Here is a 5,489-nt window from a genome sequence, read left to right on the forward strand (position 1 = left end):
CCAACTTCCAATCGAGGGGAAAATGGCGAGGCGTCCGGATATCATCGTATACGTAAACGGACTTCCCCTCGTGGTTTTTGAATTGAAGAGCCCGTATAAGGAATCCGCGACGATTGAGGATGCATATACCCAAATCGAAAACTACACCGTTGACATCCCTCAGTTATTCAATTACAACGCTTTCGCTGTGATCTCCGATGGTACACACACGTATCATGGAATGCCAGGGGCACCACTGGAGTTTTATTCTGCCTGGAAGTCCATTGACGGACGAAACGTTGACAACAACATTGCTAACTCGATGAAGACCCTCATTGAGGGGCTGTTCCCGAAGGACAGGCTGTTGTCCTACATCCGTGACTTCATTGTCTTCATGGACGACGGTAAAAAGGTTACAAAAATCGGCGCCAGATATCATCAGTATTTTGGCGTACGGTTTGCCGTGGAAGAAGCCATTCGGGCAACGCGACCGGATGGTGACCGAAAAATCGGGGTGATTTGGCATACCCAGGGCTCGGGCAAGTCCATTTCGATGCTGTTTTTTGCGGGCATCTTGTCGCGGCACCCCGAAATGGAAAACCCCACAATTGTCATTCAGGTGGATCGTTCGGATCTCGATGAGCAATTGTATAAAACGTTTGTTGCGGGCGCGTCACTTGTTGGACATGTTCATCAGGCGGCCTCAGCGGAAGACTTACGGGATTTGTTACGTAACGACGCGGGCCAAATCATCTTTTCAACCATTGAGAAGTTCCGTTTGAAGGATTCCGAAGCAGAACATCCGGTGTTATCTGAGCGCAGAAACATTGTTGTGATTGCAGACGAGGCGCACCGTAGTCAGTACCAGAATGACGGGTTTGCCGGACATTTGAGAAAGGCTCTCCCGAATGCCTCATTTATTGGCTTCACTGGTACCCCCATCTCGTTTGCTGATCGCGATACGGTTGAAGTGTTCGGCAACGTTATTCACACCTATGACATGCTGCAGGCGGTCGAGGACAAAGCGACCGTACCAATCTATTACGAACCTCGGTTGATTCCGCTGGATCTGACAAATGCCAACTTGGACGAAGATTACAAGGCCATTATTCGAGCGGCTGACTCCGGGGACGAACTGGATAAACACCGGGCGAAATGGGCGGCCCTTGAAAAGGTGGTGGGAACGAAACCACGCCTTCAAACCTTGGCCAAGGAGATCGTCCAACATTTTAATCAGAAGGCTGGGCCACATGATAAGGCCATGATAGTGTGTATGAGTCGTGAGATTTGCGTCGCTTTGTACGACGAATTGCGCAAGTTGCCCGATTGTCCCCCGGTGGAAGTCGTCATGACGGGCGATGTCTCGAAGGATCCGAAGGAATGGAGACAGGTTCAGCCCGGAAGCAAGTACGCCCACATCAAGTCCAAGGAAGAGCAAGAAGAAGTCAAGGCGGCGATGAAGGACCCCGACAATCCGCTCAAGTTTGTGATCGTTCGGGACATGTGGCTGACAGGTACGGATTTGCCGCCAGTATCCATCTTGTACGTTGACAAACCGATGAAAGGCCATAACCTGATGCAGGCAATTGCGCGCGTCAATCGGGTCTTCCCGAACAAAACTGGTGGGATCGTTGTTGACTTCATTGGAATCGCGGATGCGCTGAAAGAGGCCACCCAACGATATACAGCAGGTGGCGGGAGAGGTAGACCCGTCGTTGATATTAAGCAAGCGGTGGAAATTTTTTATTCATCGCTTGAAGCGGTGCGGGCGTTCTTCCCACCGGACTTGGACACGATCAATTGGCGCGGGCTTCCCAAGATCGAACGTGAAGACTGGATTGCGGACCGTGTAAACGAACTCCTGGGCGAAAGGGAAGAGCCGTTTCTGCAGGCGCAAGCGAAACTGGAGAAGGCCCATCAACTGGTTCGCCATTTACCGGAAGTGATCGAGCGGGCCAACGAAGTATTGCTTTATGAGATTTTGGCAGTACAACTTCGAAAACTTCGCGGAAATACCGATGGGGATAGACCCAAACCTCCGAGTGACTTAGAGGACCGCCTGAAAAAACTTGTCGATGAAAGTTTGGCGGCGAGGGAAGCAATCGATCTTTTTAAAGTGGCGGGAATCGAGCGGCCGGATTTGAGCATTCTCGACGAGTCATTTTTGGCTAGTGTCAAAAAGGACAACAAGCACGTCGACTTGCGACTGAAACTGTTAAAGAAACTGCTCGAAGACGAGATCGTGGTCGTCTTCCGGCAAAACAGGAGAGAGTCCAAATCCCTTAAGGAGTTACTGGAAAAAACGATTGCGGATTACCATGCGCGTGTCATTGACGCTGCGGACGTCATTCAGGCCATGATCACTCTGAAGCGGAAAATTGACGAGGAGAAAAAACTGCGTAAAGACCTTGGGCTAACAGACGAGGAGTCGGCATTTTATAACATTGTCGCCAGTATGGGGGCTGGAACCTATTCAAACGAATTCATGGCAAACCTAGTTCGTAAGGTCATTGCTGCGATGAAGCAGAAGTTCCAGCCGGACTGGACTGCCCCACACCGCCAGGATGTGCTGGCATCCGTCAGTCTAGCAGTCAAGCACGTGCTCATGAAGGAGAAGATTACAGGAGAGCAATTAAGATTTTTGACCAACGCCTTTGTCGAAGAGGCGAAGGAACTGTACAGGGATTGGCCGTTGGAGGCGTGAAGGTCATGCGAGACATCTCGGTCAACGGGGATGATTACAATGTTTGATGGAATCCTTCATATCTCTATTCCAACTGACGATGATGGGTTTGTGAGTTTTCAATGCCCGTATTGTAGTGACAAGTTCAAGTTGAGCGTTGGGGAGTGTGAACAGGAAGACGTTATTCAAATTTTCTGTCCGTACTGCGGATTGTCCGATGAACTATCCAACTTCCTTTCGGACGAGGTTAAGGAACAACTCAGAATTGCTGCGCAAAATTACTTGGCTGAACAAATAAACAGTATGTTACGGGACATGGAGCGTCGGTTTCAACGTAACCCGGGCGTATCTTTCAGGGCATCACCATTGAACACGGAGCCAGATAGCCAAATAATTGAGACTGACGACGATCTAGAACCATCGACTCATGAAATTTGCGGGCGTACTGTCAAAGTTCATGCAAATTACATTGAGGTCGGGCCGTATTGCCCGTATTGTGGGGTGAAGTGATATGGAATATACCCTTACAGATGGTGAATTACAGCGTATGTCACTCCACTTTCGCCAAATTGCGAGCCGATTATTGCGTACGGATTTTCGGGAAGGAATGGATAATCTTCGCCGGTTTATCGACTACATTGATTCCGAACCTCTGATTGCGGACTTTATCCGGTCGCATAACGTAGAGACACACGACATTGAAGGAGCCATTGCATCACGCTCGAATCATGACCTATTTCAGATTCCCACAACGACTGACGGAGAGATTTCCTTTACTTATCAACTGTTGAAGTATGCCTTGGAGCATTACAAAGAGTACTACCAACTCTGTTTTGGATATGCGTCCAGCACCAAAGTACAGGATCACGTCAGAGAGTTCAATCGGCTGGTAGTGCAACCTTTCGTAAACCATATTAATGATTATCTTCATACACTTATGGTCCAGCGTGGCGTAGGAACCAAGTCGCAAGTTACCGTCACAAACAGCACTATCGGTGCTCTTAACTTGGCTCAAGATGGTGCACAAATTACTTCAAGCAGCATAGTTACTGTGGATCAAGCGGACGTGGTTGCCAAAACCGCCGAAAATGTTTTAAAACTTTTGTCTTGCGAAGGATTAGACCTCAAAATGAAGGAGGAGATTCGAGACCTCGTAACGGAAATAGAGAATCAGATTACCAAAGGAAATCCAAGGCGTTCCGTGCTGCAACTTGTAACCCAGCGATTACAGGAATTTGGGGGCTTCATAACGGCTAATTCCACATTATTATCTGCGATCCTCACACTAATTCAACAGGTTCAGGCTTACCTCTAAGTCCATAACATTTTAGACTGTGCAAACCGTCATCCATAGGCGATATTATCAACCAAGACGTTATTTCAATCCTGAAATCGAGGTGAAATGGCGCGGGTGTTGCGTGGCGTAGGTGTGGATGGTGATCGGAGTGAGGGGGTGGCTTGAAGAAGGATATTCATATTGGAAACGAACCATTATAGGAGGTGGCAATATTGCTTAAGGTATTTATTAGTCATTCGCATGAAGAGAAGGATCTTGCCCTGGCTTGGCAGACATTACTCCAACATGTCTCGCAAGGAGCCATTGAGGTTTGGTTGTCGAGTGATACCAAACCTTCTGGCGGGATGCGAATTGGGGCGGAATGGCGCGACAATATTTATCAAAAACTTGCCGCTGCACACTTTGTTTTGGCAATTCTTAGTCCCCGGAGTATGGATAGACCATGGATCATGTGGGAATGTGGAGTGGCGAGTGGAACAAATAAAGAACGAGGAGTCATTCCCGTCGTGTATTCGATGCCCTTGTCAGAGTTCGATGGCCCTTTGGCAACTTATCAGGCCTACCAAGGTGATGACAGAGAAAAGGTTATTGAAATTTGTGAGCGGCTGATGGTTGAGGCTGGGTTGACTCCGAGGAGGGAGTATTGGGGACCAATAATAGACACCTATATGGCTTCCGTTCGCGTACACAAGCCACCTCGCCTTGCTACGGCTTCGGCGGTTGCCGTATGGATGCGCCGGATAGATTCCTATGTGAACGAAGGAAGAACCTCGGAGTTACCCGGACTTATGGATGCCATGTATGCTTCGCTGGGAACAACATCCCCGATAGACATTCAGATTCATGATCTTTTCAGTAAGGTTTTTCTAGAAGAACAAAACTATTCACGGGCCTTGTCAGAGGTAGATAAGGCATTAAGTTTAGTTCCAGATGACTTAGGTCTCCTGCACAGGAAAGTTCTCATCCTTCTTGAACAACATGATTTGCTTGCAGCGCGGGACACCTTAAAGAACATTTTTGTGGAATTTCCGGACGCTAGGTATCTGCCTGAAATCGCCGGACTCGAAGGACGTCTGCACAGAGAACTATACGAGTCGGAGGGAAGAACGGAAGAACTGGAACAGGCTATCAAGGCCTATGAAATCGCGTTTCAAAACGATCCCATGAACTATTATTGTGGTGTGAATGTTGTAACACTCAGCCTAATGGCCGGGCGGGTTGATCAAGCCCGTGATACAGCGAGAAAGGTGTTGGAACTTTGCCTGCAACTTCAATCTCGGGACAATGTTTCATTTTGGGTCGATTTTACAATTGGTGAACTTAAATTGGTGTTAGGAGACTATGATGCTGCGATAGCGGCTTATAGTACCGGACTTCAGAGAAATCCAAGTCCGAGGCCGAGACAATGTGAAACTGCGTTGAAGGGGGTAAGGCGTGTCTTTCATGCTGCCAGACTTGACCCCGAGAAGTTGGTTGATTTCGAGAATACCCTTAGACGGGAGGGACAACCGTGAAGAGTAAGAATCTATT

General features: G+C 48.3%; 3 protein-coding genes. All 3 read left to right on the plus strand.

Annotated elements, in window-relative coordinates:
• Positions 1–2,683: type I restriction endonuclease subunit R (locus AS26_RS13070; RefSeq protein ID WP_062310434.1), on the plus strand; the 2,683-nt coding region annotated here is incomplete at its 5' end.
• A 490-nt stretch (positions 2,684–3,173) separates the two neighbouring features.
• Positions 3,174–3,977: a hypothetical protein gene (locus AS26_RS13075; RefSeq protein ID WP_062310437.1), complete on the plus strand. Its 804-nt coding sequence runs from the start codon at positions 3,174–3,176 to the stop codon at positions 3,975–3,977.
• A gap of 194 nt (positions 3,978–4,171) precedes the next feature.
• Positions 4,172–5,473, plus strand: coding sequence for a toll/interleukin-1 receptor domain-containing protein (locus AS26_RS13080; protein ID WP_169793510.1), 1,302 nt, complete (start codon positions 4,172–4,174; stop codon positions 5,471–5,473).
• Positions 5,474–5,489: the final 16 nt, after the last annotated feature.

Source organism: Alicyclobacillus sendaiensis NBRC 100866 (genome assembly GCF_001552675.1).
In the GTDB taxonomy this organism is placed as follows: Bacteria; Bacillota; Bacilli; order Alicyclobacillales; family Alicyclobacillaceae; genus Alicyclobacillus; species Alicyclobacillus sendaiensis.

Bases quoted from the DNA above. Each gene is read 5' to 3' on its own strand.
- AS26_RS13075 (WP_062310437.1), top strand. From the start codon at position 3,174: ATGGAATATACCCTTACAGATGGTGAATTACAGCGTATGTCACTCCAC.